Raw genomic sequence first — 16,134 nt, forward strand, 5'->3', positions numbered from 1 at the left:
CGCGTCGCCGCCCCGTTCCGGTCATTTCTGCTATGGATATGCGCGATGCATCAGAACAGATAGCGCGCGCGCAGATAATAAAATCCGCCATTGACGCCGATCGTGCTGCCGCCGCTGTACTGGATGCCTTCCAGCTGCGCTTCATACGGGAGCTTCGAAGGGCGAACGTCGAACAGGTTTTGCGCGCCGGCCGCGATCTGGAACGCCTTGGTCACGTCATAGCGCACCTCGACATCAGTCACATAGCGCGCGGCCTCCTCGAAGTGGACGAACTGCGAGGTCGAGAATGCATTCGGGCCGACGATGTAGGTCGCTTCGCCGGACGTCTTGCCGTAGCGCGTTTCGTGCAGCGTGACCGCCCACTTGTCGAGACGCCAGGTACCGCCGACGATGATCTTGTTCTTCGGTGTCGTGGTGGACAGCGACGCAATCTGCTGCGCGTTCAGCGACGGCTTTCCGTTCGATCCGTTCGCCACGTGCGTGACCGAAGTCGTATTCAGGTTCACGCCGAAATCCCAGTCCACCTGGCCATAACGACCGAAGCCGGTGTGATAGGTGCCGGCCAGGTCGATCCCGCGCGTGCGCGTGTTGGCGCCGTTGGTAAAGTAGCTGGCGCTGACCGCCGATGTCGGCACCGACCCGGGAACCGCCAGGCCCGCACCTTCGAGCGCGGCGATCGCCGCGGTGCCCGCCGCGGTTCCGCCGAGGACGATCCGGTTGCGGATATTGATCTGATATGCATCGATCGTCAGTTGCAGGTTGCGCACCGGACTGAGCACCAGCCCGAAGTTGTAGCTGGTCGACTCTTCCGGTTTCAGCGCCTGTGCACCGATCAGGTGAGCGCCCGGCGATGTCGTCGCCAGGATCCCGTTGACGGAAGCCGGCGACGTGGTCACGCTCGTATAGGATTCCTGAGCGAGCGACGGCGCACGAAAGCCGGAACTCACGCTGCCGCGCACCGCAATGGCCGGCGAGAACTGGTAGCGCGTGGAAATCTTGCCGTTGGTGGTGTCGCCAACGTCGTTGTAGTGCTCGTAACGCCCGGCCAGGTCCACCTGCCATTTCGGTGTCAGGAAGGTCGACAGGTCGATATACGTGCCGATCACGTTGCGCGAGATGTCGCTCGCGCTGACGGGCGCCAGGCCCGGCAAAGCGGCCGAGCCGCCGTAGATCCACGATGCCTCGTCGCCATTGCGGATCGTATAGGTTTCGCGACGCTGCTCGACGCCCACCGCGACATTCAGCGGCGCAGGCAGCAGTGGGACATTGAACGCTCGCGACAGGTCGAGGTTGTTCGTCAGCTGGGTGTTGCTGACGGTCGACAGATGAAAGGTGGACGGCGTATATCCCGATGCCGCATACAACCCGGTGTTGGCGGAATTGCGCATCCCGAACACGCTGTAATCTCCGCCGTAGGTCGTGCTCAGGTCCCACGCCCAGCCGAACAGGTTCTTGCCCTTGATCCCGGCGGTCACCGAGTAATCGTTCTCGTTGATCGTCTCGACCGGCACGAACCCGTTCGGATAGACCTGCGGCAGCACCGAAGGCGGACGATAGTTCTGGTACGCGTCGCCATTGCGGTGCGCGTAGGTGCCGAACCCGTAGAGTTCGACGTTGTCGCCGAGGTAGTAGCCGGCGTTGAAGCCGACCGTTTCGCGCGAACTGGCCGGGTCGCCCAGGATCGGGTTGTAATAGCCCTGCCCCTGCGGAAACCGCCCGAAATAATCGTCCGGCCCGGTCCGGATCGTATGGTTCTGCCGGTCGAATCCGGCGCTCAGGTCGAGGAAGCCCTTGTCGGCGAGATTCAGGCCGATCGTGGCGGACTCGCTGGTCTTGAAGCCGTCGCCCGAGTACGTCTGCCCGTTGGTCGTCGCGAGTTCGCCGCCGTGCGTGTTGCGCTTCAGGATGATGTTGATCACGCCCGCGATCGCGTCGGAACCGTACTGCGCGGACGCGCCGTCGCGCAGCACTTCGATATGGTCGATCAGGCCCACCGGGATCGTATCGATGTCCGCGCCGGTCGAGCCCTGGTTCAGCCCGGGATCGAGCGTGATGTTGGCGGTCGTATGGCGGCGCTTGCCGTTCACGAGCACGAGCACGTGGTCGGGCGTCAGGCCATGCAGCGACAGCGTATCGGTCAGCACGCCGGCATCGCCCGAGTACGAGGTCCGGGTGATCGACGGCGACAGTTTCACCAACGCATCGCGCAGGTTGGTCTGCCCCGTCGCACGCAACTGGTCGCCGCCGATCACGTCGATCGGCGTCAGGCTCTTGCTCGCGCGCGTCTCGGTGCGCGAACCGGTAATCACGACCCGATCCTGAACCTGCACCTTGCCGTCGGGCGCGTTCGACTCCGATGATGCCGACGCTGCCGGTGCGACCGCACTACTGGCAGGCATCGCGTCCGAAGCGGTGCCGTCCCCCGCCCCCGCTTCCTGCGCCCAGGCCGCGCCGTGAAACACGCCGGCCGCTACCGCCACCGATATCACTGTCCTGCGCGTCTTCGGCGAAACCCCTTCGCCCCGTGTGTGCCGCATGATTTCTCCGCTCTTTGCCAATGAGAGGCGTGCCATAAACCGTGTAATCATTAGTCGTGCAAACAATCATGAAAATACTGCCTCGTGCAGAATTCTCGTCGTCCGCTCGCGCCGTATCAGAGATCCGGAAGCCCCGGGGGATTCGTCGACGCCTTCGTGATCGCTTCGCTATCGAGATTCCAGCGGCCCAGCACCTGGCGATACTTGCCGTTCTGGATCAGGTCATTGATCGCACTGGTAATGGGCGCGGCGAGGCCGCCGCCCTTGCGCGTGGTCACGGCCACTTCGGCCGTGCGAGGCCATCCACCGCTGATCGTGCCGACCTGCCTGATCTTCACGCCCTGGCTCACCTGAAACGCCAACGCGGCGTTGACGCTGAAAATCGCGTCGGCGCGGCCCGATACCAGCGCCAGCGTCCGCACCGACGAGTCCTCGTAATACAGCACGTGAATCGGCTTCAGCCCGTGTGCGACATTTTCCTTGTCCCAGGCGAGCAGGATTTTTTCCTGATTGGTCCCGGAGTCGCCGATGATGCGCAACCCGGCGATATCCTTTGGCTCGCGAATCTGCTTGATGGTGCTGTTCGGCCCGACGTAGAAAGCCAGCACGTCGCGACGATAGGTCGAGAAGTCGAACTTCTGCTTGCGCGTCTCGGTCACGGTCACGTTCGACAGCACCGCGTCCACCTTGCCCGACGAGACGGCGAGCGGCCAGTCCTCCCATGCGAGCGGCACGAGCTTGAGCTTCAGGCCGAGTTCGTCCGCAACCAGCTGGGCGAGATCGGGATCGGCCCCGATGATCGTTTTCGTATCCGTTGCGTACGCACTGATCGGCGGGCCGCCCACCGCGATCCCGATCGTCAGCACGCCCGGTTCGACGAAGCGGAATTTCTCCGGGATCAACTTGATCGCCTCCGCATCCGGCGTACCGCGTGGGCGATCGTGCTGATCGGGACTCAGGTTGAATGGCGTCGCCGACTGCGCCAGGCCGGCGGCCCCCATCACCACGACCGCAAACACACCCGACAACGCCAGGCCGATTCCGCGACGACGATTCATGTTTCGATACCCCGTTGAAGTAGTCATTCGTCATGCGCCGGGCGGCCGACCCAACGGCCCGTCCGGCTTCAGATCCTGTCAATGGTCGATACGACCGGGCGCCAGCAGATTCTTTGCAAAAGGCAGTCACCTGTGCACGTCCCGCGCAATCGCCGGATCGTGTAGCGGTGCATGGCCGGTGCCGAGAAAAAGCGCGGAAGCTTCCGGTTGACGAAGAATGAATCAATGCGTTCGACACGCTTATTCCGCGTATCGCGTCATGCAATAGTGCGCGTCAGCCACTCACGCGCAAACCAAGCTTTTCCGAAATCGTTATTCAACCGAACACACATAATAAGGATTACATATCGTAAATATTGGACTGCACGGCGGATGCAATTCAACTGTGTCCGTCGAGGCATGCAGGCGTTACGCCGCGCACACAGGATCACCCTGCCGCACGCCGTGAATGCTTGCTTGTCCAGTCGGCACATGCCGCTGCGAATGCGCCGGCCACCAGCAGCAATATCGGCATCAGCACTTCAACGAATGCATTCCGGTATGCCGTCAAACCGGCCGACGACGATGCCTGCACCAGAAATACCCCGGTTCCCCACGACATGCCGATCGAGCAAGCGAGCCGTTGCGACAGCTGCAAAAAGCCCGCAGCCAGCCCACGCCCTTCATCCTGGCCGATCTCCGCGAGCGTCATGGCCTGATTCGGCGCGTGGATCAGGCCGCTGGCGAACCCCTGCAACAAGACGATCGCGGGATACGCCCAAAGGAGCCAGCGAACCGCGAAGTATTCGGTCGCCAGACCTTGCGCGACGACGGCGAGCGCATAACACGCGATGGCGAACACGGTTCCGGCACGGCCGAAGCGCCCGACGAATCGCCAGCTCCACATGGCCGATACGATCGAGGCCAGCGCGGCAGGAATCGACAGCGCGGCAAACAGCCGTGGATCGAGATGCAAGCCGTCGAGAAAAAACAATACACTGACCATCCCGAGGGTCACGCCCGCCGCAAACTGGCACATCGCCACGAGCGTGCCGAAGACATAGCCGCTCGAACCGACCAGGCCGCGGGTCAGGATCGGCGTGCCGCCGCGACGCTGATACGCCCGCTCCCACGCGAGGAACAGCAGCAGCCCGGCAATCGCGACCGCGATACAGACGCGTCGCGGCGGCAATCCGGCGGACCCGACCAGCGTCGCCAGCATCAGCGCGAGCGTGGTCGCGGACAGCAGGATCAAGCCGACCAGGTCGATCGAAAACCGGGCATCCGACAGCCGGTGGCGCGGCAAATGCCGCAGCGCCAGATAGAACACGGCCATCCCGAACGGCGCATTGACGAGGAACAGCAATCGCCAGCCGAGATCCGGCGGCACCGACGCAAGCACGAGCCCGCCGAGAACCGGTCCGACGAGCCCCGACAAGCCGCCTGCCGACGCATAGCGTCCGAGTGCCCGGGCTTGCGCCGCGCCGCGGAACAGGTCCTGGATCAAGCCGAATATCTGCGTATTGATCATCCCCGCGCCGAGCCCTTGCAGCACGCGCGCGACGATCACCGTGCGCGCATCGTCCGCCAGCCCGCCCAGCACGCTGAAGCCCGAAAACATCGCGAGTCCGACCAGGAACAGCAGCCGGCGCCCGATCACGTCGCCGAGCCGGCCTGCGGGGACGAGTGCAATGCCGAACGCAATGGAATAGACCGACGTGATCAGCTGTATCTCGGCCGTCGACGCGTGCAATCCGCGCCTGAGCGCCGGCACCGCGAGCGTGAATATCGCCTGATCGAGGAGCGTGGTGAAGCCCATCGCGACGCAGATGCCCAGCACGATGTTCGCGCTGGCGCCCGCATCGTTCGGACGGCCGTGGGCATCGCGCCGCCGCACCGGCCACCCGGACAGGCCAGCGGGCCGGCCCGGGGCGACGGATTGCGCCAGGTCGTCATGCACCGGCGCGGGCGCGTCATCGCGAGTCATCGATTCAATCCGGGCTGCCCGAGCGCTGAACCGGCAGCAGGTATTTCTCGAACAGCACGCCGGGCGGCGCGTCCTCGCCGAAGTCGTGCGACGACAGCACCGTATAGCCGGAGGACCGGTACAGGCCTACCGCTTCGGGTTGTCGGGGCCCGGTGCCGAGATGGACGCGCGTGTAGCCTTGCTGGGCCGCCTGCGTCTCGAGCTCGGCCAGTACGCGCCGCGCGAGCCCCTGACGGCGATGCGCATGACTGACCCAGATGCGCTTGAACTCGGCGGTGGCAGGGGTGTGATGGCGCATGAAGGCGCCGCCGGCGATGGCCTGCCCTGCTCGCAGCAGCAACAGGAACGCGCCGTGAGGCGGCGCAAACGCTTCCACCGGATAACGCACCAGTTCCTTGCTCAGCTCCTCTTCAGGGATGTAAGCCGCGTAGCGGCTGCTGTACTCGTGCGCCAGCTCGTCGAAGAGCGGCCGGGTGAGCGGGTCCGTGGCGGACACATAGACGAACCGGTCAAGCGGGTCCAGCGAAGATTCGACTTCAGACATCGACTGCCTCCTCACGTGCCGTTGCCCGGCATCCGGGCCGGCTGTTTCATGGTCCATCGGCGGGCGCTCATGGCGCAGGAGCCGGCTGGACGACGCGCTCGAGCAGGGACCGCAAGGCGGCGTTGACCGCATCGGGCTGCTCGAGCATCAGTTGATGGCCGCAGGCGGGCAGCACGCCGAACGATGCGTTCGGCAACGCATCGGCGAGCGCGCGTCCGCCGGCGGGCGGCGTCAGGCCGTCGGCGTCACCGGCCAGCACGGCGACCGGCAGGTCGAGCGTGGCCAGCCGGGCCGAATCGGGCCACGGCGCATCGCGCACCACGGCCTGCAACGTCGACATGCGGTTGCGGCGCGCGATGCGCGACTCGTAGGCGATGAGCGCCGGATCGGCCTGCGGGTGCCATGCGAGCCGCCGGAAGCGCCGCGCGAACACGGGCTTGATCCATTCGAGCAGCCAGCCCGGCAGCGCCGACGGTCGTGTCACCGGGCGCGCGAGCCGGGTGCCGAGCAGCAGCGCGCCGCCCGCTTCGTGCAGCCGACCGAGCGCGGCCAGCCGCGCGAGCAAGGCGAGCGTGCTGCCCGTGCCGAGCGAATGGGCGACCAGCACGTTGTGCGTCCCCTTGTAGCGGTCGAACAGCGCGAGATAGTCGCGCAGCGTTTCGTCGCCGTGGTAAGCGCCGCTTTTCGCCGGGGGCCGCGGGCTGTCGCCGTGGCCGAGAAAATCCCATGCCACGAGCCCGTAGCCTGCATCGGCGAAGGTTCGCCACAGGTCTCGCCACTGGTTCTTGTTGCCGCCGCCGCCATGCGCGAAGAACAGCACGGTGCCCGCATGCGGCGAACCCGGTGGCGCCGCGCGATGCGCGACGCTCAGCGTGCGCCCCGCGCGCACCTCGACCGGCGCGCCAGCCACGACCGCCGAGGCGGCGGCCGCGAAGTTCGAAACGGACGTCATGATTGCTCCTCGTTGATTCGGTGGACGTGCGAGGCGGCACCGTTCCTGTCGGTCGCGGGGATTCGCTCGGGCAGCACCGGCATCGCATCGAGCAGCGCACGCGTGTACGGATGACGCGCGGCGCCGAAAACCTGCGCGGTGTCGCCCAGTTCGACGACCCGCCCTGCGCGCATCACCGCGATCCGGTCGCAGATCTGCGCAGCCACGCGCAGGTCGTGCGTGACGAAGACGATCGCCATCGCGCGGCGCCGCTGCACCGACGCAAGCAACTCGAGCACCTGCGCCTGCACCGACACGTCGAGCCCCGACACCATTTCGTCGGCCACGAGGATCGACGGATCGAGCGCCAGCGCACGCGCCAGGCTGATGCGTTGCCGCTGCCCGCCGGAGAATTCGTGCGGATACCGGCCGAGCGCGTCCGCCGGCAAGCCGACCTGCGCGAGCAGGTCGGCCGCGAGCCGATACGCGGCAGCGCGGCCGACGCCGTGCGCGATCGGACCGGTCGCGACGATCTGCGCGATCGTCTGGCGAGCGTTCAACGATGCATACGGATCCTGGAACACCATCTGGATGTCGCGACGCAGCGGCCGCAGCGCCCGTTCGGTCAGGTGCGCGAGATCGTGCTCGCCGCGCAGTACGATGCGGCCCGCGTCCACCCGCGCCAGCCGCACCAGCGCGCGCGCGAGCGTCGTTTTCCCGGAACCCGATTCGCCGACGATACCGAGCGTCTCGCCGGCATGCAGCGTGAAGCCGACGTCGATCAGCGCATCGACGCCCTGCCGGCCTCGCGCCGGCAGGAACGGCAACGCGCGGCGCGGCGCATGGCGCTTGTGCAGGTTGCGCACCTCCAGCAGCGGCGCCCCGCTGCGGACGACGGCACGCGGCTCCACCCGACCGTGCGGCACGGCATCGAGCAGCGCGCGCGTGTAGGGATGACGCGGCGCGCGCAGCACGTCGGCCGCGCGGCCGCTCTCGACCGGCTCGCCATCGCGCAACACCACGACGCGATCGGCGACGCGGGCGACCACACCGAAGTCGTGCGTGATCAGCAGCACGCCGGTCCGTCGCGTGCGGGCCGCATGCTCGATCAGCGCCAGAATGCGGGCTTGCGTGGTGACATCGAGCGCGGTGGTGGGTTCGTCTGCGATCAGCAGGGCCGGTTCGAGGGCGAGCGCCATCGCGATCAGCACGCGCTGACGCTGGCCGCCCGACAGCGCGTCGGGATACGCATGACGCAGGCGCTCGGGCTCCGGCAGGCCGACGTCGCGCAACAAGGCCGTCACGCGCGCCGCCCCCTCGCGACGCCCGCTCGACACGCGATGGATGCGCAGCACCTCGTCGACCTGCGCGCCGACGGTCATCAACGGATTCAGCGCGGCGAGCGGCTCCTGAAAGATCATCGACACGTCGCGGCCGCGAATCGCGCGCCACTCGGCGTCGCTGCAGTGCGCGAGATCCCGGCCGCGCAGCGCGATGCGCCCGCCGGCGTGCCGCACGCCTCGCGGCAGCAGGCCGGCGATCGCGGCCGCAAGCAGCGACTTGCCCGACCCGGACGCGCCGACCACGCACAGCACTTCGCCGGGCGCGATCGTCAGCGACACGTCGCGTACCGCATCGCGACGCTCGGCACCGGCCGGCAAGGCGAGCGTGAGCCGCTCGATCGACAGCAGCGGCGCGGCGCTCATCGCACACGCTCCGCCATCGTCGATGCATGGCGCAAGCCTTCGCCGACGCGATTGACTGCGAGCGCGGTCGCGACGATCGCGAGCCCGGGCCAGATGCTCAGCCACCACGCGTCGCGCATCACGTTGCGCGCCGCGCCGATCATGAAGCCCCAGCTCATCTGGGACGGATCGCCGAGCCCGAGAAACGACAGCGCCGACTCGGTGAGGATCGCGCTCGCGACCATCAGCGCGGCCAGCACCGCGAGCGGCGGCCACACGTGCGGCAGGATTTGGCGCCATACCAGCGCGGCCGGCGACTCGCCGGCGAGCCGCGCCGCCAGCACGAACTCCCGGCGCGCCAGCCCGATGAATTCGGCGCGCACGAGCCGCGCGATCGCCGGCCACGACACCGCGGCGATCGCGACGATGGTCGATTCGAGCGATGCGCCGAGCACCGCCGCGATCGTGACCGCGACCGCGAATTGCGGCACGGTCTGGAACAGCGTCGCGAGCGCCATCAGCGCGCGGTCGATCCAGCCGCCGCACCAGCCCGCGAGCGCGCCGACCGACGCGCCGAGCACGAAGGTCGCGGCGGTTGCCGCGAGCCCGACGAACAGCGATACCCGCGCGCTCCACAGCAGCCCCACCAGCACGTCGCGACCGAGCATGTCGGTGCCGAGCGGATGGCCCGCGTGGAGCAGCGGCCGCAGCAACGGCTCGCCCGCCATGCGCCACGGCGACGGCAGCCACAGCGGCGCGGTCAGCGCAACGAACGCGGCGACGGCAAGAAACAGTGTGCCGGCCGCCGCTCCGGGCGTGCGCGCGAAACGGCGCAGGAAGCGCCCCGTCATCGCGCCTCCTGCCAGTCGACGCGCGGATCGACGAGGCCATACAGCAGGTCGGTCAGCGCGTTGAACCCCACCACGAGCGCCGCGACCACGGCCAGCAGCCCGAGCAGCACCGGATAGTCGCGCTGCAGCAGCGCGTCGTACATCAGCCCGCCGAGCCCCGGCCATGCGAACACGATCTCGGTGACGAGCGCGCCGCCCGCGAGCTGCCCGAGCTGCAACCCACCGAGCGTGACGACCGGCAGCAACGCGTTGCGCAGCACGTGACGGATCATCACGCGCGGCTCGGACGCGCCTTTCGCCCGCGCGGTTCGCACGAACTCGCACTCGATCACCTCGAGCATCGCGGCGCGCGTGAGCTGGACGAAGATCGCGCCGTACACGAGCCCGAGCGTCGTCGCGGGCAGCACCAGGTGGGCGGCCACGTCGAGCGCGTGGCGCCACCCCGTATAGCCGGCGCCGACGCTTTCCATGCCGAACGACGGCAGCCAGCCGAGCACCACCGAGAATGCGATCGCGCTCATCAGCGACAGCCAGAACAGCGGCGTCGCATAGACGACCACCGCCAGCGCGCCGATCGCGCGCGCCGCGCGGCGCGCCCACAGGCCGCCGTGCGCATCGCCATACGCCGCCACCGCGCCGGCCGTCACGCCGGCGACCACGGCGATCGCGAACGCGACCGCCATCAGCAACAGCGTCGCGGGCAGGCGCTCGGCGACGAGCTGCAGCACCGGCATCTGGTTGCGGTACGAGAAGCCGAAATCGACGTGCGCGAGATCGCGCAGATACAACCCGAACTGCTCGACGAGCGGCCGGCTCAGCCCGAGCTGCGCGCGCAGCCGCTCGACGTACGCGGCATCGCCCGAGCCCGCGTCGCCGGCGAGCACGAGCGCGGGGTCGCCCGGCGCGAGCCGGACCAGGAAGAAGTTGACGATCAGTACGCCGAGCACGACCGCAAGGCCCCGCAGCACCGTCGACGTCAATCGCAGCACCGTGTTCATCGCATCATCCGATCCACGTGTCCTCGAGGCTGTCGTTCACGCTGGTGGCCGTGCGCAGCAGGTTGTGGACGTTGCGCCGGTACACCGTCGGGTTGACCATCTCGAAGATGTTCGCGATCGCCGCGTCGTTCGCCAGCGTGGTCTGGAGCTGCGCATAGCGCGCGCGGCGCGCGGCCGGATCGGTATCCAGCGCGGCCGCGTCCCACAGCGCGTCGGCCTTCGGGTTGCGGTAGCCCTCGACGTTGCCGAACGGCGAACCCTTCGAGATGCCGTCGATCCGGTACAGCGGCGCGACGCCGAAATCGGGATCCGCGTTCTGGAACAGGAAGTTGTAGCTCAGGTCGAAATCCCAGTTCGCGACACGCGCATACCAGCCTGCCGCATCGGTCGTCTGTACGCGCAGCCGGAACCCGGCCTGGCCGAGCGCCTGCTGCGTGTACTCGGCGACGCGTTCCCACGCACCACCCTTTTCGCCGTTGAGCAGCACGAGCGGAAACTTGCCGACATCGACGCCCGATTGCCGAATCAGCGCGCGCGCCCGTTCCGGGTCGTACGCGAAGCGCGGCACGTTCGGATCGTAGAACGGCGACGACGACACGAACGGCCCGTTCGCGACTTTTCCGTAGCCGAAGAAGATCCGGTCGACGATGAACTGGCGATCGAGCGCATGCAGCACCGCCTGCCGCACGAGCACGTTGTCGAACGGCGGCTTGCGCTGGTTCAGTTCGAGAAACGCCATCCCCGTGAACAGCTCCCAGCCCTGCGTCGTGATGGCGACGCCCGGCAGCTTCGCAAGCCGTGCGATGTCCGAGTAGTCGACGTCGCCCGCGCGCAGCGCATGGATCTGCCCGCGCTCGAACGCGATCGAGCGCGCGGCCGCGTCGGGCACGATGTTGAATACGATCCCGTCGAGATGCGGCAACCCCTTCTTCCAGTAATCCGGGTTGCGCGCGAGGCGGATGTACGCGCCACGTTTCCATTCACGGAACACGAACGGCCCGGTGCCGACCGGATGCAGGTTCGCCGGATTGTTGCGAGGATCCTTGCCCTGGTACAGGTGCGCCGGCACGATCGGCAGCAGCCCGCTGCCGAGCAGGTTGATCAGCCCCGCGTACGGCTTCTTCAGGCGGATCGTTACCTGCAGCGGGCCGCTCGCGTCGATCGACGCGACGTACTTGTCGAACGTCACCTTCGTGCGCGGCAGCGCCTGCGGCGCGATTTCGTTCAGCGTGACGACCACGTCGTGCGCGCCGAACGGCTGCCCGTCGTGCCAGCGCACGCCCGGCTGCAGTTCGAAGGTGTGGGTCAGCCCGTCGGCCGATGCCCGCCAGCTGCGCGCGAGCACCGGCACCGCCCGCAGTTGCGGGTCGAAGCCGAGCAGCCCCTGGAAGATCTTGCCGCCCACGTATTGCGACGCGACGTGCGGCGTCAGCGCGTTGACCAGCGACGGCGGCTCCGGCTGCGCGAACAGCGACAGCGTGCCGCCGCGCACCGGCGCCACGGCGGCATCCGCCGCGAACACGCGGGCCGCGCCGCCGATCCCTGCCGCGGCCCCGGCGGCAGCGAGCACGTAGCGGCGCCGCGCCGGGTCTTCCGGTGCGAACGGCGACGGATTCAAAAGCGTGTCGTTCATCACAGATAGCCGTGGCGCGGCGGGTTGACCTGGTTGAGCACGTAGTTGCCGATCGCGTGATATTTCCAGCGCACCGGGTCGTGCAGCGTATGGGTGCGCGCATTGCGCCAGTGACGGTCGAGGTTGTATTCGCTCAGCACCGAGCGCGTGCCCGACAGTTCGAACAGCTTGTTGGTCGCGAGGATCGCGAGCTCGGTGCTCAGCACCTTGGCGGCCGCGACCTGCACCGACGCGTGCGCCACCTGCGCATCGTCGAGTTCGGCCGGCAACGCCTCGAGCAGCACGGCAGCGCGGTCGAGCAGCGCTTCGGTCGCGAGCAGGCGAATCTGCACGTCCGCGACGTCGCGGATCACGTACGGATCGTCCGACGCGCGCGCGATGCCGCTGTCGGCCCACGGCCGGCTGCGTGTACGCACGAACTCGAGCGTGTCGGCCAGCGCCGCGCGCGCGATGCCGACGTCGATGTTCGCGTGCAGGTATTGCGACACGGGGCCCGCGAGCGTCGGCCGCTCGAACGCGGCCTGGATCGACACCACGTCCTGTTCGTCGACCTCGACGCCCGCCAGCGTCAGCGTGCCGCTCGCCGTCGTGCGCTGCCCGAAGCCGCTCCAGTCGTCGACGATCTCGAGCCCCGGCCGGTCGCGCTCGACCAGCGCCTGCACGTAGCGGCCGTCGTCGTCGAGCGCGAGCACCGCGATCCAGTCCGCGAACAGCGCCCCCGTCGAATAGAACTTCTGGCCGTCGAGCACGAGCCGCCCGCCGCGCCGCGTCAGCCGCGTGCCGATCTCGAGCGCGTTCTTCGTGCCGCGCTCGGACGCCGCATGGCCGATCCGCGCACCGTCGAGCACGAGCCCGAAGAACTTGCGCCGCTGCGCGTCGTCGCCCGTCAGCCGGAGCACGTCGAGCGCGTGGAAGTGATTCTTCGGCAACTGGCCGATCGACGGGTCCGCCTGTGCGATGGTCCGCACGACCTCGCCGAGCGTCGCGAGCGACACGTCCGCGCCGCCGAATGCGCGCGGCACGGTGATGCCCCAGAGCCCGCTGCCCGAGAACAGGTCGAGTTCCGCGAACGGCAGCCGCCGCTCGCGGTCGCGCTGCGACGCGTCGCGCGACAGCTCGCCGGCAAGACGGCGCGCGGTTTCGAGCGCATGCGCGTCGTCGGCGATGCGGCTCGCAGGCGGGCGGGAGGAAAGCGGGGAAGACGCGCGAGCAGGCGTGTCGGCGGACGTGAAGGCGTTCATGAAGATCCTCGTGGACAGATACATGGCCTCCGTCGGGAGCAAGCACCGTGCCACCACCATCCGGCCGGCCTGTGCGGCCATGACGCCGCATGCGGCGCGCTGGATTTCCAGCGAGATGGCGCAAAAGCAGCACGCCGCGCCCCGCGCGACGGCACTGCTGGAATTCCAGCAAAACGACGGAAAGACGGAGGCGCAGTTGCGAGCGGCCAGCCTGCCCTTTCAGCGTCAACCCGTTGCGGGGCGTGGCGAAGCGCAGGTTGGTACACCTTTTGCGAATCCCCGCTCACGCGCCGCCGATCCGCGGCGCCATCGACCGGATGCGCGGCGCCGCGCCGGACCACCCGCATGACACGCGCATCGACTTGGGGATATACGGATGAAATACACGATGTTGAGCGCCTCGATCGGAGCGTCGGCGCTGCTGACGGCCGCATCGGGGCTCCATGCGCAGGAATCGCCGAACCTGACGGCGGCGCCGGCCGCAACCGCTGCGCCGGCCACCGCGTCGCAGAGCGCGACGCGTGCGACGACCAGCGCGCCGATCGCCGAAACACAGCTCAAGGACGTCGTCGTCACGGCCCAGCGCCGGCTGCAATCGGCCCAGCGGGTGGGCACCTCGATGTCGGTCATCTCGGGCCGCGACCTGAAGACGCTCAATGTCGAGACCGTCAACGACCTGCAGCACGCGACCCCGAGTGTCGAAGTCGAGCCGGCGTTCGGCGGCGGCCAGCCGCAGTTCCGCATTCGCGGCGTCGGCTTCAACGACTACACGTCGAACAACGCGTCGACGGTCGGCATCAACGTCGACGACGTCGCGTATGCACTGCCGATCCAGACCCAGGGGCAACTGTTCGACATCGCGCGCGTCGAGGTGCTGCGCGGCCCGCAGGGCACGCTGTACGGCCGCAACACGACGGGCGGCACGGTGAACTTCATCACGAACCAGCCGACCCGCGACTTCGAAGCGGGCACGAGCGTCGAATATGGCTCGCACAACCTGCTGACGACCGAGGGTTACGTGTCCGGGCCGCTGAGCGATCGCGTGCGCGGCCGCTTCGCGTTCACGACGCAGGACTTCGGCGCATGGCAGAACAACCGCGTGACCAACCAGACGCTCGGCAACCACGACAGCGCCGCCGCGCGCGGACAGCTCGACTGGGACGTCACGCGCGACTTCAAGCTGCATGTCGGTGCGCACGGCGGCTTCGACAAATCCGACAACGAGGGCCTCTACCTGTTCACGCCGTATACGTCGCCGAAGACCGGCGAGGTGATCCCGGCCGATGCCGATCACACGAAGACCGGCTGGGGCGTGAGCCCGGCGTTTTCGCGCGCGACGGGCCTGTCGACCGACGCGAAGCCGGGGCGGAACAACCTGAACGGCGGCGTCGACCTGACCGCGACGTGGAATCTCGGCCCGGTCGAGCTGAAGAGCATTACCGCGTACAACTACCTGCACCGCCGCGAATATGCGGACTGGGACGCGACGCAATACCACGACTCCGACGAGTACTTCGACGACACCGTCAACGAAGTCACGCAGGAGCTGCGCGCGTCGTCGCGCGGCGACACGCGGCTGCGCTGGGTCACCGGCCTGTTCTACTCGCACGACGATCTCGACGAGAAGTTCTATTCCGACTTCAGCGACCGGCTCGGCTTCATCGCGCTTACGCGCTACCGGCAGTCGGTCGATACGCTCGGTGTCTACGGCCAGGCGACCTACGACATCACGAAACGCCTGCGCGGCATCGTCGGCGTGCGCCAGGAACACGAGAAGCGCGAGTTGCGCGGCTTCACGTCGGGCATGCTGACGCCGTCGTTCGTGCCGTTCGCGGGCTTCCAGGGCGGCGACGCGAACCAGTCGCTGACGTCCAACGGCACGTCCGGCAAGGTCGGGCTCGAGTTCGATCTCGCGCCGGCGACGATGCTCTACACGACGGTGAGCCGCGGCTACAAGTCGGGCGGCTTCACCGCGCACAACACCGGCAATTCGAACGCGCTCGCGCCGTTCAAGCCCGAATCGCTGACCGCGTACGAGGTGGGCTTCAAGAGCGACCTCACGCGCTCGCTGCGCTGGAACGTGTCGGCGTTCCACTACGACTACCGCGACCAGCAGGTGCTGTCGGCCACCTTCGACCCGAACTCCCAATCGCTGGTCGGCACATTCGTCAATGCGCCGAAATCGCGCATCGACGGCTTCGAGACCGACCTGAAATGGCAGCCGGTGCGCGGGCTCGAAATCTCGCAGTACGTCGGCTACAAGAGCGGCAAGTACACGTCGCCGTTCGTCACGTACAACACGCAGGCGTCGGCGGCCAGCGGCCACAACGTGTTCACCGATTACAACGGCACCGCACTCAGCTTCCCGCGCCTGAGCTACGGCGGACAGGTCGCATACAGCTGGCTCGCGGGCGGCTACCGGCTGCGCGCGGAGACGAACTACAGCTATCGCGACGCGTATTCGCAATTGCTGCTGCTCGGCCCGAACTACACGGTCGACAGCTACTGGCTCGTCAACGCGAGCCTGACCGTCACGTCGCCCGACCGGCACTGGGACGTCGCGCTGTGGGCGCGCAACCTGTTCAACCGCCAATACGACCTGACGAAGAACTTCTTCCTGCCCGGCACGAACGTTGCCGCGGCCGGGCAGCCGCGCACGGTCGGCGTGCGCGTGACCTACACGTATTGAG

Annotated in this window: 12 protein-coding genes; 2 read left to right on the plus strand and 10 right to left on the minus strand. The window is 67.8% G+C overall.

The features are described 5' to 3' along the window. Window positions 1-50 precede the first annotated feature (50 nt). The 10 genes from HAV18_RS19565 to HAV18_RS19610 form a co-directional block, all read right to left on the minus strand. Complete coding sequence (locus HAV18_RS19565) at window positions 51-2,537, minus strand: TonB-dependent siderophore receptor (RefSeq protein WP_166958685.1); 2,487 nt, start codon at window positions 2,535-2,537, stop codon at window positions 51-53. Window positions 2,538-2,653: 116 nt separating this feature from the next. Further along, window positions 2,654-3,595 (minus strand): ABC transporter substrate-binding protein, encoded by a 942-nt coding sequence (locus tag HAV18_RS19570; RefSeq protein WP_166958687.1) that lies wholly within the window; start codon window positions 3,593-3,595, stop codon window positions 2,654-2,656. 427 nt (window positions 3,596-4,022) lie between these two features. Then, complete coding sequence (locus tag HAV18_RS19575) at window positions 4,023-5,561, minus strand: MFS transporter (RefSeq protein ID WP_166958689.1); 1,539 nt, start codon at window positions 5,559-5,561, stop codon at window positions 4,023-4,025. 4 nt (window positions 5,562-5,565) lie between these two features. Then, complete coding sequence (locus HAV18_RS19580; RefSeq protein WP_166958691.1) at window positions 5,566-6,105, minus strand: GNAT family N-acetyltransferase; 540 nt, start codon at window positions 6,103-6,105, stop codon at window positions 5,566-5,568. 67 nt (window positions 6,106-6,172) lie between these two features. After that, entirely contained in the window at window positions 6,173-7,057 is an 885-nt protein-coding gene (locus HAV18_RS19585) for an alpha/beta fold hydrolase (RefSeq protein ID WP_166958693.1), read from the minus strand. Next, entirely contained in the window at window positions 7,054-8,742 is a 1,689-nt protein-coding gene (locus tag HAV18_RS19590; protein WP_166958695.1) for an ABC transporter ATP-binding protein, read from the minus strand. The genes HAV18_RS19585 and HAV18_RS19590 overlap by 4 nt, the downstream gene beginning before the upstream one ends. Further along, window positions 8,739-9,572 carry an ABC transporter permease gene (locus HAV18_RS19595; protein WP_166958697.1) on the minus strand — a complete coding sequence of 278 codons (834 nt, stop codon included), beginning with the start codon at window positions 9,570-9,572 and terminating at the stop codon, window positions 8,739-8,741. The genes HAV18_RS19590 and HAV18_RS19595 overlap by 4 nt, the downstream gene beginning before the upstream one ends. Further along, a complete protein-coding gene (locus tag HAV18_RS19600) occupies window positions 9,569-10,570 on the minus strand; it encodes an ABC transporter permease (RefSeq protein WP_166958699.1) in 1,002 nt (333 codons plus the stop codon). Before HAV18_RS19600 ends, HAV18_RS19595 begins: the two co-directional genes overlap by 4 nt. Before the next feature lie 4 nt (window positions 10,571-10,574). Beyond that, window positions 10,575-12,203: an ABC transporter substrate-binding protein gene (locus tag HAV18_RS19605; protein WP_243771705.1), complete on the minus strand. Its 1,629-nt coding sequence runs from the start codon at window positions 12,201-12,203 to the stop codon at window positions 10,575-10,577. Continuing rightward, window positions 12,203-13,444: an SfnB family sulfur acquisition oxidoreductase gene (locus HAV18_RS19610; protein WP_166958701.1), complete on the minus strand. Its 1,242-nt coding sequence runs from the start codon at window positions 13,442-13,444 to the stop codon at window positions 12,203-12,205. The genes HAV18_RS19605 and HAV18_RS19610 overlap by 1 nt, the downstream gene beginning before the upstream one ends. Here HAV18_RS19610 and HAV18_RS19615 point away from each other — a divergent pair. After that, window positions 13,443-13,793 (plus strand): hypothetical protein, encoded by a 351-nt coding sequence (locus HAV18_RS19615; protein WP_166958703.1) that lies wholly within the window; start codon window positions 13,443-13,445, stop codon window positions 13,791-13,793. The genes HAV18_RS19610 and HAV18_RS19615 overlap by 2 nt on opposite strands. Before the next feature lie 27 nt (window positions 13,794-13,820). After that, window positions 13,821-16,133 (plus strand): TonB-dependent receptor, encoded by a 2,313-nt coding sequence (locus HAV18_RS19620; protein ID WP_166958705.1) that lies wholly within the window; start codon window positions 13,821-13,823, stop codon window positions 16,131-16,133. The last annotated feature ends 1 nt before the right edge of the window (window position 16,134 follow it).

Origin of the sequence: Burkholderia sp. D-99 (genome assembly GCF_011605345.1) — a bacterium.
Taxonomy (GTDB): Bacteria; Pseudomonadota; Gammaproteobacteria; order Burkholderiales; family Burkholderiaceae; genus Burkholderia.

What these genes read in the sequence shown, in the direction of transcription:
- HAV18_RS19565 (WP_166958685.1), bottom strand. Translation starts at nt 2,537, where the DNA reads ATGCGGCACACACGGGGCGAAGGGGTTTCGCCGAAGACGCGCAGGACA.
- HAV18_RS19570 (WP_166958687.1), bottom strand. Translation starts at nt 3,595, where the DNA reads ATGAATCGTCGTCGCGGAATCGGCCTGGCGTTGTCGGGTGTGTTTGCG.
- HAV18_RS19575 (WP_166958689.1), bottom strand. Translation starts at nt 5,561, where the DNA reads ATGACTCGCGATGACGCGCCCGCGCCGGTGCATGACGACCTGGCGCAA.
- HAV18_RS19580 (WP_166958691.1), bottom strand. Translation starts at nt 6,105, where the DNA reads ATGTCTGAAGTCGAATCTTCGCTGGACCCGCTTGACCGGTTCGTCTAT.
- HAV18_RS19585 (WP_166958693.1), bottom strand. Translation starts at nt 7,057, where the DNA reads ATGACGTCCGTTTCGAACTTCGCGGCCGCCGCCTCGGCGGTCGTGGCT.
- HAV18_RS19590 (WP_166958695.1), bottom strand. Translation starts at nt 8,742, where the DNA reads ATGAGCGCCGCGCCGCTGCTGTCGATCGAGCGGCTCACGCTCGCCTTG.
- HAV18_RS19595 (WP_166958697.1), bottom strand. Translation starts at nt 9,572, where the DNA reads ATGACGGGGCGCTTCCTGCGCCGTTTCGCGCGCACGCCCGGAGCGGCG.
- HAV18_RS19600 (WP_166958699.1), bottom strand. Translation starts at nt 10,570, where the DNA reads ATGAACACGGTGCTGCGATTGACGTCGACGGTGCTGCGGGGCCTTGCG.
- HAV18_RS19605 (WP_243771705.1), bottom strand. Translation starts at nt 12,203, where the DNA reads ATGAACGACACGCTTTTGAATCCGTCGCCGTTCGCACCGGAAGACCCG.
- HAV18_RS19615 (WP_166958703.1), top strand. Translation starts at nt 13,443, where the DNA reads ATGAAGATCCTCGTGGACAGATACATGGCCTCCGTCGGGAGCAAGCAC.
- HAV18_RS19610 (WP_166958701.1), bottom strand. Translation starts at nt 13,444, where the DNA reads ATGAACGCCTTCACGTCCGCCGACACGCCTGCTCGCGCGTCTTCCCCG.
- HAV18_RS19620 (WP_166958705.1), top strand. Translation starts at nt 13,821, where the DNA reads ATGAAATACACGATGTTGAGCGCCTCGATCGGAGCGTCGGCGCTGCTG.